22 protein-coding genes and 1 riboswitch are annotated in these 20,944 nt (G+C 74.1%); of the genes, 19 read left to right on the top strand and 3 right to left on the bottom strand.

Going from position 1 to position 20,944, the window contains the following annotated elements; genetic code table 11:
• The first annotated feature begins 99 nt into the window (after positions 1-99).
• From AB0O53_RS29000 to AB0O53_RS28990, 3 genes are all read left to right on the top strand, one after another.
• Complete coding sequence (locus tag AB0O53_RS29000) at positions 100-1,578, top strand: RNB domain-containing ribonuclease (RefSeq protein ID WP_365199522.1); 1,479 nt, start codon at positions 100-102, stop codon at positions 1,576-1,578.
• A gap of 204 nt (positions 1,579-1,782) precedes the next feature.
• Positions 1,783-2,319: a GtrA domain-containing protein gene (locus tag AB0O53_RS28995; RefSeq protein WP_365199519.1), complete on the top strand. Its 537-nt coding sequence runs from the start codon at positions 1,783-1,785 to the stop codon at positions 2,317-2,319.
• A gap of 209 nt (positions 2,320-2,528) precedes the next feature.
• Positions 2,529-2,894 carry a hypothetical protein gene (locus AB0O53_RS28990; protein ID WP_350997193.1) on the top strand — a complete coding sequence of 122 codons (366 nt, stop codon included), beginning with the start codon at positions 2,529-2,531 and terminating at the stop codon, positions 2,892-2,894.
• A 54-nt stretch (positions 2,895-2,948) separates the two neighbouring features.
• Here AB0O53_RS28990 and AB0O53_RS28985 read toward each other — a convergent pair whose 3' ends face one another.
• Entirely contained in the window at positions 2,949-3,488 is a 540-nt protein-coding gene (locus AB0O53_RS28985; RefSeq protein WP_365199515.1) for a DUF3995 domain-containing protein, read from the bottom strand.
• Positions 3,489-3,565: 77 nt separating this feature from the next.
• On the opposite strand from AB0O53_RS28985, the gene AB0O53_RS28980 reads away from it, so the two are divergent.
• From AB0O53_RS28980 to AB0O53_RS28965, 4 genes are all read left to right on the top strand, one after another.
• Positions 3,566-4,204, top strand: a complete 639-nt coding sequence (locus AB0O53_RS28980) for a TetR/AcrR family transcriptional regulator (RefSeq protein WP_350997188.1) — start codon at positions 3,566-3,568, stop codon at positions 4,202-4,204.
• A gap of 160 nt (positions 4,205-4,364) precedes the next feature.
• Positions 4,365-4,790 (top strand): nuclear transport factor 2 family protein, encoded by a 426-nt coding sequence (locus AB0O53_RS28975; protein WP_365199512.1) that lies wholly within the window; start codon positions 4,365-4,367, stop codon positions 4,788-4,790.
• Entirely contained in the window at positions 4,787-5,689 is a 903-nt protein-coding gene (locus AB0O53_RS28970; RefSeq protein WP_365199509.1) for an NmrA family NAD(P)-binding protein, read from the top strand. The genes AB0O53_RS28975 and AB0O53_RS28970 overlap by 4 nt, the downstream gene beginning before the upstream one ends.
• Positions 5,690-5,748: 59 nt before the next feature.
• On the top strand, positions 5,749-6,360 hold the full coding sequence (locus AB0O53_RS28965) for a TetR/AcrR family transcriptional regulator (protein WP_350997180.1): 612 nt from the start codon (positions 5,749-5,751) through the stop codon (positions 6,358-6,360).
• On the opposite strand, the gene AB0O53_RS28960 is transcribed toward AB0O53_RS28965, so the two are convergent.
• Complete coding sequence (locus AB0O53_RS28960) at positions 6,319-7,116, bottom strand: type 1 glutamine amidotransferase domain-containing protein (RefSeq protein ID WP_365199506.1); 798 nt, start codon at positions 7,114-7,116, stop codon at positions 6,319-6,321. The genes AB0O53_RS28965 and AB0O53_RS28960 overlap by 42 nt on opposite strands.
• Before the next feature lie 162 nt (positions 7,117-7,278).
• Here AB0O53_RS28960 and AB0O53_RS28955 point away from each other — a divergent pair, with 162 nt between their 5' ends.
• The 3 genes from AB0O53_RS28955 (at position 7,279) to AB0O53_RS28945 (ending at position 9,393) form a co-directional block, all read left to right on the top strand.
• Complete coding sequence (locus tag AB0O53_RS28955) at positions 7,279-8,286, top strand: AraC family transcriptional regulator (RefSeq protein ID WP_365199503.1); 1,008 nt, start codon at positions 7,279-7,281, stop codon at positions 8,284-8,286.
• A 53-nt stretch (positions 8,287-8,339) separates the two neighbouring features.
• A riboswitch (guanidine-III (ykkC-III) riboswitch) is annotated at positions 8,340-8,402 on the top strand.
• A 75-nt stretch (positions 8,403-8,477) separates the two neighbouring features.
• Positions 8,478-8,945: an Ohr family peroxiredoxin gene (locus AB0O53_RS28950; protein WP_350997171.1), complete on the top strand. Its 468-nt coding sequence runs from the start codon at positions 8,478-8,480 to the stop codon at positions 8,943-8,945.
• Positions 8,932-9,393, top strand: coding sequence for a hypothetical protein (locus AB0O53_RS28945; RefSeq protein WP_350997168.1), 462 nt, complete (start codon positions 8,932-8,934; stop codon positions 9,391-9,393). The genes AB0O53_RS28950 and AB0O53_RS28945 overlap by 14 nt, the downstream gene beginning before the upstream one ends.
• A gap of 40 nt (positions 9,394-9,433) precedes the next feature.
• Here the strand turns inward: AB0O53_RS28945 and AB0O53_RS28940 are convergent, their stop codons facing one another.
• Positions 9,434-10,114 (bottom strand): DUF4328 domain-containing protein, encoded by a 681-nt coding sequence (locus AB0O53_RS28940; protein WP_350997165.1) that lies wholly within the window; start codon positions 10,112-10,114, stop codon positions 9,434-9,436.
• A gap of 152 nt (positions 10,115-10,266) precedes the next feature.
• On the opposite strand from AB0O53_RS28940, the gene AB0O53_RS28935 reads away from it, so the two are divergent.
• From AB0O53_RS28935 to AB0O53_RS28895, 9 genes are all read left to right on the top strand, one after another.
• A complete protein-coding gene (locus tag AB0O53_RS28935) occupies positions 10,267-10,785 on the top strand; it encodes an AAA family ATPase (protein ID WP_350997163.1) in 519 nt (172 codons plus the stop codon).
• Positions 10,786-10,876: 91 nt separating this feature from the next.
• Positions 10,877-11,080 (top strand): hypothetical protein, encoded by a 204-nt coding sequence (locus AB0O53_RS28930; RefSeq protein WP_350997160.1) that lies wholly within the window; start codon positions 10,877-10,879, stop codon positions 11,078-11,080.
• A gap of 185 nt (positions 11,081-11,265) precedes the next feature.
• Positions 11,266-11,571 carry a WhiB family transcriptional regulator gene (locus tag AB0O53_RS28925; protein WP_350997157.1) on the top strand — a complete coding sequence of 102 codons (306 nt, stop codon included), beginning with the start codon at positions 11,266-11,268 and terminating at the stop codon, positions 11,569-11,571.
• Between the two features lie 35 nt (positions 11,572-11,606).
• A complete protein-coding gene (locus tag AB0O53_RS28920; RefSeq protein WP_365199496.1) occupies positions 11,607-12,365 on the top strand; it encodes a hypothetical protein in 759 nt (252 codons plus the stop codon).
• 232 nt (positions 12,366-12,597) lie between these two features.
• Positions 12,598-14,424 (top strand): alkyl/aryl-sulfatase, encoded by a 1,827-nt coding sequence (locus AB0O53_RS28915; RefSeq protein ID WP_365199493.1) that lies wholly within the window; start codon positions 12,598-12,600, stop codon positions 14,422-14,424.
• A 200-nt stretch (positions 14,425-14,624) separates the two neighbouring features.
• Entirely contained in the window at positions 14,625-16,109 is a 1,485-nt protein-coding gene (locus AB0O53_RS28910) for an aldehyde dehydrogenase family protein (protein WP_350997149.1), read from the top strand.
• 14 nt (positions 16,110-16,123) lie between these two features.
• Positions 16,124-17,722: a GMC family oxidoreductase gene (locus tag AB0O53_RS28905; protein WP_365199490.1), complete on the top strand. Its 1,599-nt coding sequence runs from the start codon at positions 16,124-16,126 to the stop codon at positions 17,720-17,722.
• On the top strand, positions 17,719-18,825 hold the full coding sequence (locus AB0O53_RS28900) for a quaternary amine ABC transporter ATP-binding protein (protein WP_350997143.1): 1,107 nt from the start codon (positions 17,719-17,721) through the stop codon (positions 18,823-18,825). Before AB0O53_RS28905 ends, AB0O53_RS28900 begins: the two co-directional genes overlap by 4 nt.
• Before the next feature lie 52 nt (positions 18,826-18,877).
• Positions 18,878-20,944: an ABC transporter permease gene (locus tag AB0O53_RS28895; protein ID WP_365199486.1), complete on the top strand. Its 2,067-nt coding sequence runs from the start codon at positions 18,878-18,880 to the stop codon at positions 20,942-20,944.

The following is a 20,944-nucleotide window of genomic DNA, read 5'->3' as shown; positions in this document are numbered from 1 at the left end:
GCCGCCGCGGACTCCTGCCCCGGCGGCCCGCCCGGCCCTGCCGCACCCGGACGGGTCGCCCGCCGTGCCGGTGCCCGCCCGCCGCCCTACGCTCGGGGCATGCCACGCCGCCCGATGCGCATGTCCGAAGCGGCCAAGGCCGCGCTGGCCACCGCCTTGAAGAAGCTGCGGACCGACCTGCAGGCCCCCTCGGGCTTCCCCGAGCCCGTACTCGCGGCGGCCGAAGCGGCTGCCCGGGCGCCCCGGCTCCCCGACCGGGACGCCACCGACCTGCCGCTCTTCACGATCGACCCGCCCGGCTCGAAGGACCTCGACCAGGCCATGCACCTGGAGCGGCGGCCCGGTGGCGGGTTCCGCGTCCACTACGCCATCGCCGACGTGGCCGCCTTCGTCACCGCCGACGACGCCCTGGACGCCGAGGCCCGCAAGCGGATCGAGACCCTGTACTTCCCCGACGGCAAGGTGCCGCTCCACCCGCCCGCGCTCTCCGAGGGCGCGGCCAGCCTGCTGCCGAACCAGAAGGTCCCCGCCCTGCTGTGGGAGCACGACCTCGACGCGCACGGCGAGGTGACCCGGTCGTCCGTGAGCCGCGCGCTCGTGCGCAGCAGGGCCAGGCTCGACTACGCGGGCGTCCAGCGGGCCATCGACTCCGGCACCGCCGAGGAGTCCCTCGCGCTGCTGCGCGACATCGGCACCCTGCGCGAGGCCGTCGAGGCCGAGCGGGGCGGCATCTCGCTCAGCCTGCCGGATCAGGAGGTCACCTTCGAGGACGGATCGTTCCGGCTGAGCTACCGGGCCGCACTGGCCGCCGACGGCTGGAACGAACAGATCTCCCTCCTGACCGGGATGGCCGCGGCCACGATGATGCTGAACGGCGGCCCCGGCATCCTGCGGACCCAGGACCGGGCCCCGACCCACGAGGTCACGCGACTGCACCGCATCGCCCGGGGCCTCGGCATCGACTGGCCGCACCACGTCTCGTACGCCGAGCTGATCCGCTCCCTCGATCCGCACGACCACAAGCACGCGGCCTTCCTCCACGAGGCGGCCGGCGCCCTGCTGCTGAAGTCGGTCTACAAGTCTTTCCCCGACCACGACCACATCCCCGCCCAGACGGTCCACGCGGCGATCGCGGCACCGTACACGCACTGCACGGCCCCGTTGCGGCGCCTGGTCGACCGGTACGCCGGCGAACTGTGCGTGGCCGCCAGCGCGGACCGGGAGCCGCCCGAGTGGGCGCTCGCGGCGCTGGGCGACCTGCCGGGCACCATGGAGAAGGCCAAGGGGAGTGCGGCGGACCGGCAGTCCGTGGACCTGGTGGAAGCGGCCCTGCTCATGGAGAGGGTGGGCAGCACCTTCGACGCCGTGGTCATCGACACGGACGCGGAACTCGCGCAGCCGAACCCGCGGGAGGGACAGGTCCAACTGGCGGAGCCGGCCGTGCTGGGCCGGGTGACCTCCGCGGCCGTCGACCTCGAACTGGGGGCGAGCGCCCGGGTCAGGCTCGAACGGGCCGATCCCGCCTTCCCCGACAAGAACAGGCGGGTCCTCTTCAGCCTGGTGCAGGAGCAGGAGTGACCATCCCTCAGGCGTGACGGCCGCGAAATTGGCCGCGTTGGCACTACTTCTGACCTGCGTAGTCAATGGCTTCGGCCCCACATGGCGTCAATAATGGCTCGACGTGGTGCCATTCATGCGCCATGATGGCGTCATGGGTGGCGCGCCCATCGGCCTCACCGGCCGGGGCGCGTTCGCGGGGCGGGCCGTCGAAGGGGTCGGATCATGGAGACAGTGCAGAGCAGGAGTGGGCGGCGGGCAGTGCGGCCCGGCGCCATCACCGCCTTCGCCCGCTTCGTGCTCTGCGGCGGCGGGGTGGGGCTCGCCTCCAGCTTCGCCGTGGGGGCACTCGCCTCCTGGATCCCCTGGATCCTGGCCAACGCCCTGATCACCGCGGTCTCCACGCTCCTGGCCACCGAGCTCCACGCCCGCTTCACCTTCGGTGCGGGCGGTCGCGCGAGCCGGCGCCAGCACGCGCAGTCGGCCGGGTCCGCCGTGGCCGCGTACGCCGTGACCTGCGTGGCGATGCTGGCCCTGCGCCACCTGGTGGCGGCCCCCGATCCGGTACTGGAGCAGGTCGTCTACCTGTCGGCCTCCGCGTGCGCGGGCGTCGCACGGTTCGCGGTGCTCCGACTCGTCGTCTTCGCCCGCGGCCACTCCCGCTCCGCGGACGCCCTCCGCGGGGCCGGCCCCGTGCCCGCGGCCCTGGTGCGCCGCGCCGCGGCCCCGGCGAAGGCCGCGGAACTCTGCCGCGCCGCCTGACCCTTCCGGGGGCATCGGCATCGGCATCGGCATCGGACAGGGCACCGGCGCCGTGAGCCGAGGCCGGGCAACGGCTCTAAACGATCGCAGAGTTATGCCCAAAAGGTCACTTTCTGCAGCATGAAGCGGTCGGATAGCAATGACGCGGCGCCTGGCACGGCCTGCCGACCGTCGGCGGCGATCCCAGCGCGCCGAGGAAGGAACGTCCCGTGATCCGCACTCGCTACGGCGTTGCCCTGGCCACCATGGCCTTCACCGCGCTCGCCGTCACCGCAAGCCCCGCCTCGGCGGCCCCCGGCGACACCGTCAACATGTGCGCCAACGCCCTCACTCCCGACGGCTGGGTGGACGTCCAGTGGTGGAACAGTGCCGGGTGCGGCTCCGGCTTCACCCCCAACATGAAGCAGATCAAGGACCTGAGAGGCTACCCCGTCGGCACCCAGGTCAACGCCTGCGCGTCCACGTGGCCGCCCGCCGGCTGGACCATCGTCAGCACCTACTACTCCAGCGGCTGTCGGTACTCGGCCGTCCCGAGCCTCAGCCCCAACACCTGGACCCTGAAGCGCACTTCCTGACCGACCGCGGACGCCGTGGCCGGCCCCTCCCGCGGGCCGGCCGCGGCGCCCGGTTCATCGCCCGTGGGCGCGGCGCCGGGTGCGCGTCGCGACGTAGCCGGTCAGGGAGGACAGCGCGAGGCACAGCGGAGAGTAGAGCCGCAGGTCCATCTCCGTGTAGCGGGCCGGCGCCTGCTGCAGGTCCAGGCCGGAGACGACCAGCCCGCCGAGCCCCCGTGCCGCCAGTACCGCCGATACGGTCCACAGCCCGGCCCGGACCAGGCGTGCGCGGCCCAGCGCGGAGTCCGGGCGGGCGCCGGCCAGCACCATGCCCGAGGCCGCGGCCAGCAGGCCGGCGACCGCGGCCGTCGCCGCGGCGGAGGGCAGGGCCTCCTGTTCCGTACCCACCACCACCTCGGCCAGTTCGGCCGGGGAGCCCAGCGGCCACGGCGAGCGGACCCACACCGCGTGCAGGGCGGCGATCGCGGCCAGGCCGCCGGCCGCGACGACCGCCGCCGCCCGGACGGAGCGCGGGGCCGCCCCTGCCTCGCCCCCCGAACTCCCCTTGCCCGTCAGTGCCGTTGTTCCGGTCCCTGTTCCCGTCGTCGTGTCCATCGGTCCCCTTCCCCGCGATGCCCACCGGCCTGTCCATACAGTGCTGTATGGATGTTCAGTACACTACTGTACGGATCATGGCGAAGGGGCGAGTGACCAAAGAGGACTGGACGATGGCGGCGCTGAGGGCGTTCGCCCGAGGAGGTGTCGCCGCCGTGGCCGTGGACGTCCTCGCCCGCGAACTGGGGGTCTCGCGCGGCAGCTTCTACTGGCACTTCGAGAACCGCGACGCCCTGCTCGTCGCCGCCCTGGAAGCCTGGGAGCGGCACGCGACCACCGAGGTCATCGCCGCCGTCGGTGCCCACGGGGACCCCTGGACGCGCGTCCGGACCCTGCTGCTCGCCGCCCTCGGTGACGAGGAGATCGCCGGCCTGGAACCCGCGCTGGGCGCCGCCCGCGCCGCCCACCCGGCGGTGGCCGAGGTGGTCGACCGGGTGACCCGCACCCGGATCGGGTACCTGCAGGCCGTGTTCGCCGACCTCGGGCTCGATCCGGCCGACGCCCGCCGCCGCGCGGTGGCCGCGTACGCCGCGTACCTGGGCTGGCTGGACCTCCGCCGCACCGCACCGGACATCGTCCCCGAGGTGGTGCCCGGCACGCCGGCCGCCGAGGCGGCGCTGGAGCACCTCGTCTCCCTCCTGGGGGCGCCGCCGGCGTCCGGTGGCGCCACGGATCGCCGGACGGGCGGAGGGGTGGGCTCGGAGGCGGGCGGCTGAACCCGCACGGCTGACTCGTGCAGCGTCCCGCGCTTGCTAAACGGACTGACGGTCCGTACGCTCGAGATCATACGGACCGATGGTCCGTTTCTTGTGGTCGCCGCGTTCGCGTGCGGCGCCGGGCATCGCTGCCCCTTCGAGCGGAACGGAAGTCCCGACCATGACCATCCCCATGACGGCTGCGGAGCTCTACCGCCACGGCCTGAGCCTGCTGCTGGCGAAGGACATCACCGCCTGGGTCGACCTGTGGGACGCCGACGGCGTCCTCGAATTCCCCTTCGCCCCCGAAGGCTGGCCGCCGCGCCTCGAAGGCAGGGCCGCGGTCGCCGCGTACATGCGCCACTACCCCGACCACGTCGACCTGCACGACTTCCCCGAAGTGACGATCCATCAGACCACGGTCCCCGAAACGATCGTGGTCGAGATGCGCGGGGTCGGCCGGCTGGTGAAGACCGACACCCCCTACGACATGACCTACATCGCCGTGGTCACGGTCGTGGACGGCCTCATCACCTCCTACCGCGACTACTGGAACCCCCTCGCCGCGTCCCAGCCGGGCGCCGACTTCACCGGAGCGACCCGATGACGACCACCCCCGCCACCCCGGACACCCACGCCACCGACGGCACCCACGCCACGCTGGTCATCGGGGCCACGGGCACCACCGGCCGCCGAGTCACCGCCGGACTGATCGCCGAGGGCCGCCGCGTCAAGGCCGCCGGCCGCACCCCCACCCCCACCCCCACCCCGCAGCCGGGCGCGCAGCCCGTCCGCTTCGACTGGAACGAACCCGCGACCTGGACCGGGGCCCTGGACGGCGTCGACCGCGTCTACCTCGTCCCGCCCACCGGCTCCCCCGACCCGGCCGAAGTCATGCTGCCCTTCCTCCGACAGGCGCGCGAGGCGGGCGTACGCCGTGCGGTGCTGCTCAGCTCGTCGGCGATCCCCGCGGGCGGCCCCGCCGTGGGCCGGGTGCACGAGCGACTGCCCGGCCTGTTCGAGGAATGGGCGGTGCTGCGGCCCTCCTGGTTCATGCAGAACTTCGCCGGCTCCGCCCCCCACGCACGCACCATCCGCGACGACGGCGCCATCCTCACGGCCGCGGACGACGGCCGCGTCGGATTCATCGACGCCGAGGACATCGCCGCCGTGGCCGTACGCGCCCTGACCGACGAACACGCCCCCAACACCGACCTGATCCTCACCGGGCCGCAGGCCCTGAGCTACGCCGATGTCGCCGCGATCGTCACCGAGGTCACCGGCCTGCCCGTCGTGCACCGCCGGCTGACCTTCGAGGAACTGCGCGACCGCTGGGCCGCCGAGATACCGCTGGAGTTCGCCACCATGCTGGCAGCCATGGACCGCGCCATCGCCGACGGCGCCGAGGACCGCACCTCGGACACCGTCGAGCGCCTCACCGGACGCCCCCCGGGCACCCTCCGCGCCTTCGCCGAACGGGAGCTGCGGGCGGCCGCGAGCCACTGACACCCACCGGGTGAATATCATTCCCGGGGGCCGCAGAGGCCGCAGACCGAGGAGGACCCGTGGCCCGACGAGCAGAGCGCACGGCGCGCACCGAACCCACCGGGCGCACCGAACGCGCGGACGCCCAGCGCAACCGAGAGGCCGTACTGGCAGCCGCCGACGCCCTCTTCGCCGCCAGCAGCAGCCCCCACAGCGTGTCCATGGACGACATCGCCGCAGCCGCCGGAGTGGGCAAGGGCACGCTCTTCCGGCGCTTCGGCGACCGCGCCGGCCTGATCGCCGCGGTGATCACCTCCCGCCTCGAACCGCTCCGGAGCACGGTGCGGGAGGTCCAGGAGACGCCGGGATCCGCCCCGCGCCGACAGGTGGCGGACCTCCTCGACGCCGCCCTGTCCTTCAAGATCGAGAACCGGAACCTCATGTCCGCCGCGGAGGACGCCGGGATCAGCAGCCCCTACCAGGCGCAGCACTACGGCTGGTGGCACGAGACCCTGCGGACGGCGCTCGACCGCGTCCCCGGCGTCCACGCCCCGGACTTCACCGCCCACGCCCTGCTGGCCGCCATCCGCGCCGACCTCGTGGCGCACCTGATCGACGAAGAGGAGATGTCCCCCGACGACCTGCGCTCCTCACTCGCCGCCCACCTCGACAACGTCCTCGGTCCCGCGTGACACCGCCGCCGCGTGCGCGCGGACGAGGGCCAGGTAGTCGGCTGCGAGGCGGTGGCAGTCACCGGGCCACCGCGCCGAGACGTAGTTGCCGTCCGTGACCGTGAAGCCGCGCCCGGGCCGGGCGGCGGTGTCACGGACGGGCAGGGGCGGGCCGGCGAGGAAGTGGCGCGGATCGGCGAGCGCCGCCGTGACCTCCTGCTGCACCGTGGTGCGGTACGTCCGGTAGTAGCGCCCCAGCCAGAGCCGGGTGAGGTTCCACCCGGTCAGCTCCAGCAAGGACGTCAGGGCCGTGGTCCGCCTGCCGTGCAGGACCGACCGCCCCGTGGCGGGATCCTCGGCCCTGGCGGCGAGCAGCACGCCGTGGCAGACGGCCCCCACCGGCAGCCCCCCGGTGAAGGCGCGGGCGAACAACTGCTGGGCGGTGGAGTCCTCCAGCAGCGTCCGCATGCCGGGGGCGTGGCCGCCCGGCACGAAGAGGCCGGTGACGGCGGAAGCGTCGACGTCCGCGTACGAGGAGGGGGCCAGGAAGGACGGGTCCTCGGTGAGGCGCCGGTAGGCGGCCAGCTCGGCGCGACGGGTCATCAGCCAGGGCGACAGCCAGGAGAAGCCGAGGTCGGTGAGCCGGGGGTCGGCGAGGGCCACCTTCCCGCCGGGAGTGGCGAACCGCACCTCGAATCCGGCGTCGCGCAGGGCGGCCCACGGCACCGCCGCCTCGGTGGGGTCGTAGTCGCCCGCGGGAAGCAGGAAGAGAATCACGGCGTACTCCTCTGGTGTCCGAAGGACGACCCTAGGAGCCGCGCCGCTGCGCCGTCATTGACCCCCACGGCCAAGGAGTTGACTCCCCGGACCCGGCCTGCCCCGGCGGCCCGCCTGCGGACGCCCTTGACGCGCAGGGTGCGCCCGCATTGACTGACGGCCGTGTCCACCGCCGAGCCGCCCTCCGTCACCGCCTCGTACGCCCTCGCCGTCCTGAGCGCGACCGCCGAGGGCACCGGCGGGTCCGACTCCTGGGCCCTGCCCACGGACCGGCTGGAGTACGGCGAGATGCGCGCCCTGTGGGACGAGGTGCTCGCCGCCCGGGACGCCGGCCCGCACACCGGGCTCCTGGTCGGCGACCGCATCCGGCCCGACGGCCTGCACATCCTGGGCCACCTCGTCCTCACCTGCGCCAGCCTCGCGGACGCGGCGCGGGCGGCCGAGCGCTATCACCCCCTGGTCAGCCAGGCGGGCACGGTGACCCTGGACCGCCGCGACGGCGTCGGCCGGATCGGCTACCGGCCGACCGTCGGCCCGCCCGCCATGCACCCCCAGCAGGTCGAAGCGGTCGTCAGCAGCATGGTGCGGGCGGCCCGCTGGATCGCCGGCGACGACTGGACGCCCCTGGCCGTGTCGTTCACCCACCCCCGGGCGGGCACGGCCGAGCCCTACGCGCGCTTCTTCGGCTGCCCCGTCACCTTCGGCGCCCGGGACAACGCCGTCACCGTCGCCGACGCGGACCTCGACCGGCGCCGCCCCCTCTACGACCCCGCGCTCAACGCCCTGCACCGGGCCTACGCCGAGCGCCTCCTGCAGCAGCTGTCCGAGGCCGGTACCGTCGCCGAGCGCGTCCGGCAGTGGCTGGAGCGCGCCCCGCTCGGTGACGCGGGCCCCGAGGGCCCCGCACGGCAGCTCAACCTCAGCGTCCGGACCCTGCGCAGAGCCCTGCACGCGGAGGGCACGTCGTGGCGCGCGCTCCTCGACACGGCCCGACACGGCCGGGCCAGGCGGCTGCTGGAGACCACGTCCCTGCCCCTGGACCGGATCGCCCCGCTCGTCGGCCTGAGCGGAGCCACGGCCCTGGTCCGGGCCTTCACCCGGTGGGAGGGCGTACCGCCGGGCGCGTACCGCAGCCGCTGCCGGCCCGGGGCCTGCGAGCCCCCGGGGTGAGGAACCGCACCTCGGGCGCGGCCCCGGCCGCCCGGACCCGGTGCTAGATTGTCCGGCGGCCGGATCCCAGGCCCCGGACGAGATGCGCCGTACCCGGTTACGCACGACGACGCGCGAGGTGCCGCACGCGCGGCACCGCCCGCTGTCCGCACCCGGGCAGCGTCCTCGTCGAGCAAGATGGGCCGAACGCCATGACCGTGCCACTCACCCGCAGCCTGTACCGGACGACCGCGCACGCCGCCGGGGGCCGCACCGGCTCCGTCCGCACGGACGACGGACGCCTGGACGTCCGCCTCGCGCCGCCGCGCAAGAAGGTGCCCGGCACCACCAACCCCGAGCAGCTGTTCGCGGCCGGCTTCGCCGCCTGCTTCACCTCCGCGTTCGCCGAGGTCGCCGCCGAGTTCGGGGCGGACGCCTCCGCCGCGCGCGTGGCGTGCGAAGTGGAGCTCGGTACGACGGACACGCCCGCGGGATACGGCCTCGCGGTGTCCCTCACCGTCAGCCTGCCGGGGTGGCGGGCCGCGGACCTCCAGCCCCTGCTGCACCGGGCGGACGCCGTCTGCCCGTACTCCCAGGCCGTGCGCGGCAACGTACCGCTGACGCTGCTGGCCGTGGACCACCAGGACGCCCCGATCCCCGGCGCCGATGACCGCGGCTGAGCGGGAGCCGCAGCAGGAGCCCGGTCCGGAGCAGGCGGGCGGCGTACCGGTGCCCGAACGGGGAGCCTGGCTGCGGCGCGGCATCAGCCGCGACGGCGGACCCCTCGTGGAGGACGGGGACGACCGGGTGGTGTGGCTCCAGGCGGGCCCCTACTACGCCGACAGCCGGGGCTTCGCCGGAACGACCTCCTTCGACGGCACCCAGGTGCGCTTCCACCACCTCACGGGCGAACCCGGCGAGGACACCGGCACCTTCCGGTGGGACGGACCGAACCTCGTCGAGCGGGGCACCAACACCGACGGCAGCACCTTCCTGGAGATCTGGACCCCGCTGCCGGGGGCGGACGGCAACGCCCACTCCTGGTCCGGTCCGGACCACCACGTGGTGCGGGTCGGCCGGCACGTGGTGCACGTCGACTCCCGTGCGGCGACGTACTGGCGGCTCTGACCGGTGCAGCGGCGGACCGGGACCGGGCCGCCGCGCACCGTCAGGCGGCCGGCCTGCCCTCGGCGTCCAGCATGCGCGTCAGGCGAACGGCGAAGAAGGCGGCCGCGCCCGCGGCGACGATGCTCAGGGCGTCGGCCACCATGCCCAGGGTCACCGCGTCAAGGAAAGCCCCGAGGTCCACGGCCCGCTGGTGGCGCGCACTCGCGTACCGGCCCAGCAGCAGCGAGCCCGCGAACGAGGCCCACCACAGGTTCAGCGGCCAGAAGGGGCCCTTGGCGCCGCGCAGTCCGACCGTCCAGACCTCGGACGCGATCCGGTACGGCAGCCAGAAGCAGGCCACCGGAACGAACCAGCCCCCGATCGCCCAGCCCGGTCCCCGCCGGAAAGCGGCGGGCGCCAGCGCACCGGCCTGCTTTCGGACGCGATGGAACCAGGTGATGAAGACGGCCGCGCAGGCGAGCAGCGCCACCATCCGGAGCTGGTCCACCCTGATGAGCAGGGTGTTGACGGCCTGCCACCGCTCCTCGGAGATGTGGGCGAACCCGCCGTCCCCCTCCACCGCGGTGTGTGCCCGGAATCCCGCGTACAGGGAGACGGCATCGACCGCCGCGGCCGCCGCCAGCCCGCCGCGCAGCACCCCGAGCAGTGCGCGTCCGGGGCCGGGGGCCGGGTGGGCCAGGGGCGGGCGAGGTCGGAGAACGTCGGAAGCGGACCAGGGCATGACGGTGTGGACCCCCCACAAGCACGGAACGAAAGCACCCGGAGCCGAGCGCGCAGAGGGAGACTACGTCAGGGCGTCCCTGCTCACCCACAGAGAAACCGCAGGTCGGGAGGGAACCGGGGCGGCGCAGGCGGCCGGGGTAGGGTGCGCTCGTGCAACGGATCCTGGTGGTGGGCGTGACGGGCGCGGGCAAGTCGACGCTCGCCCGCGCCGTGAGCAGCCGTCTGGGCCTGCCGTACACCGAGATGGACGCCCTGTACTTCACCGGCCCCGACTGGGCCACGAACGAGGACTTCTCCCGCGACGTCGCACGGCTCGCCGCCGGGCCGCGCTGGATCGTGGACTCCCTCGGCCATCCGGACGTGCGTGACCTGCTGTGGGACCGGGCCGACGCCGTGGTGTGGCTGGACTATCCCCGGCGCGTCATCATGCCGCGCGTCCTGCGCCGGTCCCTTCGGCGCACCGTAGGGCGCGAGGTGGTCTTCGGCGGCAACAGGGAGACGTGGGCGGGCTGGTTGAGCCGGGAGCATCCGGCCCGGTGGGCCTGGTCCCAGTACCGGGACCGCCGCCGCGAGGTCGGACGTCGTGTCCGCGACCCCCGTTTCGCACCCCTCGAAACCTTCCGCTTCGCGCACCCCCGGGAGACCGCCGACTGGCTGGCATCCCTCTGAGCCCGAGCAGCGGGTTCGAGCGCCAAGTGCCCCTCTCCGCCTCGGTGGTGGGGGAGCGCATCCTCAGGGAGCCGGTGTCGTTACGGTGGGCATGAGGAAGATCATCACGGTGGCCCTGGCGGCTGCCCTCACCGTCATCACCGCAAGCACCGCCACGGCGGACGACAACCGCACGTCCGGCGACGCGCCGGTGGTCGCACTGATCAACATCGGCCAGATCGACGACCCGATGGAGGACGTCCTCGAACACACCCTGAACTTCGGCGACTTCGGCGAGGCGTACAAGCGGGACTGACAGCAGCCCCACTCCCTTGCCCAGCCGGGGGCGGTGTTCTTCGGGTCGTCAGAGCACGTCGCTGGAGCGTCCGTTGCTCCCGGAGCGGACGCAACGGCCCGCGACAGCGCATGGAAGCCCGGGTTCCGGTGATACGCGGGGAACAGGCGGTCACGACGGACCGCCCCTGCCGGAAGGACCCGGGCGTGACCGACACCTCCCGTACGGACGTACTCCTCGACCCCCGCCACGACGCACCGCTCGACGGGCCGTGCCGCTCCGGGGCCCGGGACGTCTTCGAACGGGGCGTCAACGAGCAGGCCGCGGCGGCCCGGGAGCGCGAGGAGGCCGCCAAGGCGGTGTGCCGGCGCTGCCCGGTACGGCTCCCGTGCCGCCGCCGTGCCCTGGCCGACCGGGTCCCGCACGGTGTGCGCGGCGGCCTCACCCCGGACGAGCGCCACCTCCTGCTGGCGCACGGCTGGACGTCGACCGGCGGTCGCGGACGGCCGTGAGCCGTCCTGCCGGGCCGTGACCGTACGATCGGCAGATGATCGGACGACCGCCTCCGGCTCCCCGCTCGGTGTGCGTCGACGTGCCCGACGGAGACGGCGTCATCGAGGTCGTGGGCGACGAACGCGGCAGCCTGCTCCTCCTCGCGGGCGACCCTGCGGTCCTGGAGGCCGGCGACGGCTGCGGCAGCGTCGGCCGGCTGGCGGCGCGCGCAGGCACGGGCGAACCCGGGCTCGCCGAGGTCAAGTACCTCACCGAGTGGCTCGGTGCCCCCGGTCTCCTGCCCGATCCCCGGACCGGCCAGGCCCCTCCACCGGATCCGGAGTGCCTGCGCCCGCTGCTGTCGCTGTTCGCCCCCGGGCGGTACGTGATGACGGCCGGGCTCGCCCCGCACGACCTGCGGGTGATCCACCCGCGTGCCCGTCAGGTCCACGGCCGGTACGGCGAGGAGGAGCTCGCGCTGGTGACTACGGACGCGTGGCCGCCCCGCGACCACAGGGCGGTGCGCGCCTACGGCGAGCAGATCCGTGCCGGGGGCGCCCTGCCCGCCCTGGTCGCGCTGTTCCCCACCGCCCACAGCAGCGTGGGCCACCTCCTGGACGGGCACCACAAACTCGCCGCGTACGAGCGGGAGGGGGTGGATCCGCTGGTCGTCCGGCTGTTCCGGCAGGAGCCCCGCACCGTCCGGCGCGCCGACCTCGACCGCGCCCGGGCGGCCTTCGCCGACGGCGCGCCCCGGCCTCAGGGCGACGCGCTGGAACGGGTCCTCGCCGCCATGCGGGCCGACTCCGTCTGAAACACCACCGTGGCGCGGCGCGCGCGCCGCCCGCGCACCTGTCCCGCACGGAGCCGTGACCCCGGATCCGCCCTGCGGACGTGGCTCCGGGGCATCCATGGCGGTATGTGCCAGATTGTGGCCTCAACGCCTCCCTCGCGGCCCTTCGACGAGCTCGTCCGACCGGCATCCGTTCCTCCGGGCGGCCGGCCCGCCGTCCCGGCCGCCACGCCCCTGTGAACGGACGTCACGGATGAGTAGCGCACTGCCTTTCGAGGACACGACCGACTTCGAGAACGCCGACCGCGGCTTCATCGCGGCCCTGACGCCGGCCGTGATCACGGCGGCCGACGGCCGCGTGGTCTACGACAACGACGCCTACGCCTTCCTCGAGGGCGACTGCCCCGACACCGCCAACCCCAGCCTGTGGCGCCAGGCCCGGCTCTGCGCACGTCAGGGCCTCTACCGGGTCACCGACCGCATCTACCAGGTGCGCGGCCTGGACCTGTCCAACATGACCCTCGTCGAGGGCGACCAGGGCGTCATCGTCATCGACCCGCTCATCTCCGCGGAGACCGCCGCCGCGGCCCTGGACCTCTACCGCCGGCACCGCGGGGACCGCCGGGTCACCGCCATGATCTACACCCACTCCCACGGCGACCACTTCGGCGGCGCCCGCGGGGTCCTGCCGCCCGGCACCGAGGACGGCGTACCCGTCCTGGCCCCGGCCGGGTTCCTGGAACACGCCGTCAGCGAGAACGTCTACGCCGGCAACGCCATGACGCGCCGCGCGGTCTTCATGTACGGGGACAGGCTGCCGAAGGCGCCCGACGGGCAGATCGGCGCCGGCCTGGGCATGACCACCTCCACCGGCACGATCACCCTCATCCCGCCCACCCTCGACATCACCCGCACCGGTCAGGAGGAGACGGTCGACGGCGTCCGCATCGTCTTCCAGCTCACGCCCGGCACCGAAGCCCCCGCCGAGATGAACTTCCTCTTCCCCGACCTGCGCGCCCTGTGCCTGGCGGAGAACGCCACCCACAACATGCACAACATCCTGACCCTGCGCGGCGCGGTCGTTCGCGACGCGCGGATCTGGTCGCGCTACCTCGACGAGGCGATCGAGTTCTTCGGGGACGACTACGACGTCGCCTTCGCCTCCCACCACTGGCCCACCTGGGGCCACGCCGACGCCGTCGCCTTCCTCACCGCCCAGCGCGACCTTTACGCCTACCTGCACGACCAGACCCTGCGGCTGCTCAACGAAGGCCACACCGGAGCGGAGATCGCCGAGGAGTTCCGGCTGCCGCCCGCGCTGGAGCGGACCTGGCACACCCGGGGCTACTACGGCTCCCTCTCCCACAACGTCAAGGCGGTCTACCAGCGCTACCTCGGCTGGTTCGACGGCAACCCGGCCCACCTGTGGGAGCACCCGCCCGTCGAACAGGCCAAGCGGTACGTCGACATCGCGGGCGGCCCGCAGCAGGCGCTCGCCAAGGCGACGGCATACGCCGAAGCGGGGGACCTGCGCTTCGCCGCCACCCTCCTCAACCACCTCGTCTTCGCCGACCCCGCGCACGCGGACGCCAGGACCGCGCTGGCCGCCGTCTACGACCGGCTCGGCCACGGCGCCGAGAACGGCCCCTGGCGCAACTTCTACCTCACCGCCGCCCTCGAACTGCGCGTCGGCGAGCAGCCCGCCCTGCTGGACCCCACCAACCCGCAGATGGCCGTGGCCCTGACCACCGAGATGCTCCTGGACTCCCTCGCCATCCGCATCGACGGTCCCAGGGCCTGGGACGAGGACCTCACCATCGACCTCGCCCTCACCGACGAGCGGCGCCGCCACCGCCTCACCCTCCACAACGGCGCCCTCACCCACCGCTCCGCCCCCCTCGACCGGGCCCCCAGGACGCCCGCGGCCCTCACCCTCGGCCTCACCCGGCCGCAGCTCTTCGCGGTCCTGACCGGCCAGGGCCTCGACGCCGTCACCACGGACGGTGACGCCGCGCTCCTCGGCCGGCTCTTCTCCTACGTCACCGAACCGGACAACGCGTTTCCCGTCGTCACTCCCTGACCGGCCGCCCGGCGGCAGGGGCAGCGCGACGGCTGTCGCAAATGCACTCGTATGTCCCGTACCTCCGCGGGGCGACGGGGAGTGACTCCCGTCACTTCCAGTGACCGATGGGACATGGCTTCCGAAGACCGGGGCAGGCGCGTCCGAGCAGCACCACCGCGGGTAGGCCGCGGTGGCCGGAATCGGAGGTACAGCGCGTCGTGTCCGAGCAGACGACCATCCACATCGCCGGGACCTGGCGTTCCGCCGTGTCAGGAGCCACCCGAGAGGTACTCGACCCGGCGGACGCCACGGTCCTCGCCGTCGTCGCCGAGGGCGGCACCGCGGACACCGACGCGGCGGTCGGCGCCGCGCGCGCGGCCTTCGACGCGGGGGAGTGGCCCCGGACCCCCGTCCTGGAGCGGGCCGCGGTCCTGCGCCGCGCCGCCGTCCTGCTGCACCGCGACCGCGACCGCATCGCCCTGCTGGAGAGCCGCGACGCGGGCAAGACCCTGGAAGAGGGCCGCGTGGACGTGGACTGCGTCGCCGACGCCTTCCTCTACTTCGCCGACCTCGTCTCCGGCGAGAGCGCCGGCCGCGTGGTCGACGCCGGAACACCCGACGTCCACAGCATCGTCGTCCACGAACCCGTCGGGGTCTGCGCGCTGATCACCCCCTGGAACTACCCGCTCCTCCAGGCCTCCTGGAAGATCGCCCCCGCCCTCGCCGCCGGCAACACCTTCGTCCTCAAGCCCAGCGAGATCACGCCGCTGTCCACGGTGGCCCTCGTCGGACTGCTGGTGGAAGCCGGCCTGCCGGCCGGCGTCGCGAACCTGGTCACCGGCCCCGGAGACCCCGTGGGCGCGCGCCTCGCCGCCCACCCCGACGTCGACCTCGTCTCCTTCACCGGCGGTCTCACCAGCGGTACGAAGGTGATGCGCGCCGCGGCCGACTCCGTCAAGAAGGTCGCGCTGGAACTCGGCGGCAAGAACCCCAACGTCGTCTTCGCCGACGCCTGCGCCACCGAGGACGGCTTCGACACCGCCGTCGACCAGGCCCTCAACGCCGCCTTCATGCACAGCGGCCAGGTCTGCTCCGCGGGATCCCGCCTCATCGTCGAGGAGAGCGTCGCCGAGCGCTTCGTCGCCGAACTCGCCCGCCGGGCCGACCGGATCCGCCTCGGCCGCGGCACCGACCCGGGCGTGGAGTGCGGGCCGATGGTGTCCGCCGCCCAGCGCGAACGCACCGAGGAGTACGTGGCGTCCGCCCTCGCCGAGGGGGCCGTACTGCGCTCCGGCGGCGTACGGCCCGACGGGCCCGGCTACTTCTACCGGCCGACCGTCCTCGACGGCTGCCACCGGGGGATGCGCGTCGTACGGGAGGAGGTCTTCGGACCCGTCCTGACCGTAGAGACCTTCCGCACCGAGGCCGAGGCCGTCGCGCTCGCCAACGACACCGAATTCGGCCTCGCCGGCGCCGTCTGGACCTCCGACCCGGGCCGCGGCCGGCGCGTGGCGGGCCGGCTGCGCCACGGCACCGTCTGGATCAACGACTTCCACCCCTACCTCCCGCAGGCGGAGTGGGGCGGTTTCGGCAAGTCCGGCATCGGACGCGAACTGGGCCCCTCGGGCCTGGCCGAGTACCGCGAGACCAAGCACGTGTACCAGAACCTCGCCCCGCGCCCCGTGCGCTGGTTCGCGGGCTGAAGGAGGAGCACAGCATGACCACCCCCACACACCACCCCACGCCCGCGGACCGGCACGATTCCGCGCACGAGCACGAGTCCGTGCACGAATACCGCTACGACTACGTCGTCGTCGGCGGCGGCACCGCCGGCTCGGTGATCGCCTCCCGCCTGACCGAGGACCCGGACGTCACCGTCGCCGTCATCGAGGGCGGCCCCAGCGACGTCGACCGCCCCGACGTGCTCACCCTGCGCCGCTGGATGGGCCTGCTCGGCGGCGAACTCGACTACGACTACCCCACCACCGAGCAGCCCCGCGGCAACTCGCACATCCGCCACAGCCGCGCCCGCGTCCTCGGCGGCTGCTCCTCGCACAACACCCTGATCTCCTTCAAGCCGCTCCCGTCCGACTGGGACGAGTGGGAGCGGGCGGGGGCCGAGGGCTGGCACGCGGCCGCCATGGACCCCTACTTCGACAAGCTCCTCAACAACATCGTCCCGGTGGCCGAGGAGGACCGCAACGCCATCGCGCGCGACTTCGTCGACGCCGCGCAGAGCGCCCTCGGCGTCCCGCGCGTCGAAGGCTTCAACCGCAAGCCCTTCCACGAGGGCGCCGGCTTCTTCGACCTCGCCTACCACCCCGAGGACAACAAGCGCTCCTCCGCGTCCGTGGCGTACCTCCACCCCGTCATGGACGAACGCCCCAACCTCCGCATCCTGCTGGAGACCTGGGCCCACCGCCTCGAATTCGACGGCACCCGGGCGCGCGGAGTGCACGTACGCGGCTCGGACGGCACGGAGTCCCTCATCACCGCACGCCGCGAGGTGCTCGTGTGCGCCGGCGCCGTGGACACCCCGCGGCTGCTGCTGCACTCGGGCATCGGCCCGCGCGCGGACCTGGAGGCCCTCGGCATCCCGCCCGTGCACGACCTGCCCGGGGTGGGGGAGAACCTGCTCGACCACCCCGAGTCGGTCATCGTCTGGGAGACCGACGGGCCGATACCGGAGAACTCCGCGATGGACAGCGACGCGGGCCTGTTCGTCCGCCGCGACCCCGAATCCGCCGGGCCCGACCTGATGTTCCACTTCTACCAGGTGCCCTTCACCGACAACCCCGAGCGCATCGGCTACGAACGCCCCGCGCACGGAGTGTCGATGACCCCCAACATCCCCAAGCCGCGCAGCCGCGGCCGCCTCTACCTGACCAGCGCGGACCCCGAGGTCAAGCCGGCCCTGGACTTCCGCTACTTCACGGACGAGGACGACTACGACGGCCGCACCCTCGTCGACGGCATCAAGCTCGCCCGGAAGATCGCGGCGACCGAGCCGCTCGCCGGCTGGCTGGGACGCGAGGTGTGCCCCGGCCCGGAGATCACCGGCGACGAGGAGCTGAGCGCCTACGCCCGTTCCGTCGCGCACACCGTCTACCACCCCGCCGGCACCTGCCGGATGGGCGCCGCCGACGACCCCGGCGCCGTCGTGGGCCCGGACCTGAAGATCCGCGGACTCGACGGCATCCGCATCGCGGACGCCTCCGTCTTCCCGACCATGCCCGCGGTCAACCCGATGATCGGAGTGCTCATGGTCGGAGAGAAAGCAGCCGAACTCCTGGCCCGGGACGGTGGTACCCGATGAACACCACCCCCGTCGCCACACCCGCTGCCGCGCCCGCCGCGGACCCGTCCGGGTCCGCCGTCTTCTCCGTGGACGGCCTCTGGAAGGTCTTCGGCCCCGACAAGGCCGCGGCCCAGGTCCCCGGCTCCGCCGACGCCGCCCTGCCCGCCGCCGAACTGCGCGAGCGCACCGGCTGCACCGCCGCCGTCCGCGACGTCACCTTCGACGTCCGCAAGGGCGAGGTCTTCGTCGTGATGGGCCTGTCCGGATCCGGCAAGTCCACCCTCGTGCGCTGTCTCACCCGCCTCATCGAGCCGACCGCCGGCAGCCTCGCCATCGACGGCGAGGACGTCCTGGCCATGGACGCCACCCGGCTGCGCGCCCTGCGCCGCCACCGCGCCGCCATGGTCTTCCAGCACTTCGGACTGCTCCCGCACCGCACCGTCCTCGACAACGTGGCGTACGGGCTGGAGATCCAGGGCGTCGGGCGCGGGGACCGCCGCACCAAGGCCGCCGAACTCGTCGCCAAGGTCGGCCTGGACGGCCTGGAGGGCCGGCGCCCCGGCCAGCTCTCGGGCGGTCAGCAGCAGCGCGTCGGCCTGGCCCGCGCCCTCGCGGCCGACCCCGAAGTGCTCCTGTTCGACGAGCCGTTCAGCGCCCTCGACCCCCTCATCCGGCGCGAGATGCAGGAGGAGGTCGCCCGGCTCCACCACGAAGAGGGCCGCACCATGGTCTTCATCACCCACGACCTCGCCGAGGCCCTGCGCCTGGGGGACCGGATCGCGCTGATGCGCGACGGCCGCATCGTCCAGCTCGGCACGCCCGAGGAGATCGTCGGCTCGCCGGCCGACGACTACGTACGGGACTTCGTCCGCGACGTACCGCGCGAACAGGTGCTCACCGTCCGCACCGCGATGCGCCCCGCCGCCGCGGGCGAGGCCGAACAGGGACCCGCGCTGGCCCCCGCCACCACCGTGGCCGAGGCCATCCAGGCGGTCGCCCGCAGCGGCGGCCCGGCCCGCGTCGTCGACGGCGGCCGCTGCCTCGGCGTCGTCGACGACGCCGGCCTGCTGGCCGTCGTGGCCGGGCTGCCCGCCCCGAACGGACGGGGGGTGGCGGCATGACCTGCCCCGACCGTCCCCCGACCCGTGTCCCCGATCCCCGGAGGTGGTGTGCATGAGCGCGACCCCGACCCACGCCCAGGCCCGCTCCCGGGGCGCGGTCCCCGTGCAGGCCCGGCAGTCCTCCGCGCGGACCTCGGGCCCGGCCGCCTCCCGCAGCGCCGCGCCCGCCGCGCCGGACCGCTCCCGCAGAGGCCTGCGCGGCCCGGCCGCGCGCCGCGGGTTCCTCCTCCCGATGGGCGTCGCGCTCGTCCTGCTGGTCCCGCTCGCCGCGCTCTTCCCCGGCGCGGGCAGCTGGCCCGCGGCCCTCGCGGTGGACCTGTCCGGCCCGCTCGGCCGCGCCGGCGACTGGATCATCGACCACCGCGACAGCCACCCGCTGTTCCTCTACTTCTTCGGCCACGTCAGCAACGCCGTCGTGGTGGCCGTACGCGCCGTGTACGTGCTCCTGCTCGCCGCCGGCTGGACCGGGGTCACCGCCCTGGCCGCCCTGGTGGCCTGGCGCCTCGCCGGCATCCGCCTCGCCCTGACCTGCGCCGCCGCGTTCGCCGCCTGCGGAGTGCTCGGCATGTGGGTGCCGACCATGCAGACCCTCGCGCTGATGGTCGTCGCCGTCGCTGCCTCCGTTATGCTCGGCGCGCTGCTCGGGCTCGCCGCCGGGCTCTCCCGGCGCGCCGACCGCCTGCTGCGCCCCGTCCTCGACACCATGCAGATCCTGCCGGCCTTCGCGTACCTGCTGCCGATGGTGCTGGTCTTCGGCATCGGGGTGCCCGCCGCGGTCCTCGCCACCGTCGTCTACGCCGCCCCGCCGATGGCCCGCCTCACCGCCCTCGGCCTGCGCGAGGCCGATGCGGGCGTCATGGAGGCCTCCGCCTCGCTCGGCGCCACCGGCCGTCAGCGGCTGCTGACCGCCCGCCTCCCGCTCGCGCGCCGGCAGATCCTGCTCGGCGTCAACCAGGCCATCATGACCGGCCTGTCCATGGCCGTCATCGCCTCCGTCATCGGCGCGGGCGGCCTCGGCGACCGCGTCTACCAGGCCCTCGCCTCCGTGGACGTCGGCGCCGCGCTCGCCGCCGGCATCCCGATCGTGCTGCTCGCCGTGGTCCTGGACCGCACCGCCGACGCCGCGGGGCGCCGGCTCGGCGCCGATCCCGTACCGCTCGGCGAGCAGCACCTGCTGCGCAGGGTGTTCGCCGGCTGGTACGGCCGCCTGCTCACCCTCCTCGCGGCGGTGGCCGTGGCCGTCGTCGGCCGGATGGCCGGCACCTCCGTGTGGCCCGGGTCCTGGACGGTCTCCCTGGCCGATCCGGTGAACTCGGCCGTCGCCTGGATGACCGACCACCTCTACTCCGGCGTGCCCGTGGTCGGCGGCACCGCCGACTGGGCCGCCCGCTTCACCGGCTGGATCCTCGACCCGCTGCGCAGCGGGCTCCAGGCCGCCCCCTGGTGGCTGCTGCTGCTCGTGGCCTGCGCGCTCGCCCTGCTCGCCGGCACCTGGCGCAGCGCACTGACCGCCGTCCTCGCGCTCGCCGCCGTCGGGGTGCTCGGTGTGTGGGAGGCCTCCCTGGACACCCTGTCCCAGGTCCTGGCCGCCGTCGCCGTCACCCTCGTCCTCGGCTTCGCGATCGCCGTCGGCGCCGCCCGCAGCGCGCGCGCCGAGCGACTGCTGCGGCCCGTCCTCGACGTGTGCCAGACCCTGCCGCAGTTCGTCTACCTCATCCCCGTGGTCGCCCTCTTCGGCGTCGGCCGCGCCCCGGCCGCCGCGGCCGCGATCGTCTACGCGCTGCCCGCCGTCGTCCGCATCACCGTCCAGGGCCTGCGCGAGGTCGACCCGGCCGTCGTGGAATCCGCCCGCTCGCTCGGCGCGACCCGCGCGCAGCTGCTGCGCCAGGTCCAGCTCCCGCTCGCCCGGCCCGCACTGCTGCTGGCCGTCAACCAGGCCGTGGTCCTCGTCCTCGCCGTCGTCATCATCGGCGGCCTCGTCGGCGGCGGCGCGCTCGGCTACGACGTCGTCCTCGGCCTCGCGCAGGGCGACCTCGCCACCGGCCTGGTGGCCGGCGCCGCGATCGTCTGCCTGGGCCTGCTACTCGACCGTGTCACCCAGCCCGCGAAGGAGGCCTGA

Origin of the sequence: Streptomyces erythrochromogenes (assembly GCF_040684695.1) — a bacterium.
Taxonomy (GTDB): domain Bacteria; phylum Actinomycetota; class Actinomycetes; order Streptomycetales; family Streptomycetaceae; genus Streptomyces; species Streptomyces erythrochromogenes_C.
The sequence above is the reverse complement of the archived record's forward strand: the minus strand, read 5'-3'. Positions and strand labels throughout refer to the sequence as shown.